This window comes from Vibrio sp. 10N.222.49.C9 (genome assembly GCF_041474985.1).
Lineage (GTDB): Bacteria > Pseudomonadota > Gammaproteobacteria > Enterobacterales > Vibrionaceae > Vibrio > Vibrio crassostreae_C.
Genome location: NZ_JBFRVD010001525.1, coordinates 1 through 248, shown reverse-complemented (window position 1 = coordinate 248; position 248 = coordinate 1). Strand labels below are relative to the sequence as shown.

Here is a 248-nt window from a genome sequence, read left to right as displayed (position 1 = left end):
GCAGTTAGATGCGTACCGTCGCGACGTACAAATGGTATTCCAAGACCCGTTCAGCTCTTTGAATCCACTGCATACTATTCGCTATCACTTAACGCGTCCTTTGAAGATTTATCATGATCTTCAGCCAGGGCAAGAGATGGAAGAACGCCTTGTTTCTATCCTTGAGCAAGTGGGCTTAACGCCGGCGAAAGAGGTTTTAGATAAGTTCCCGCATCAGCTATCTGGCGGTCAGCGTCAGCGTGTGTTTT

Annotated in this window: 1 protein-coding gene; it reads left to right on the top strand. The window is 48.0% G+C overall.

What is annotated here, in order from left to right; genetic code table 11:
• Positions 1-248 (top strand): ATP-binding cassette domain-containing protein (locus tag AB4585_RS29075; RefSeq protein ID WP_372172270.1); only part of this gene is annotated, 248 nt, incomplete at both ends.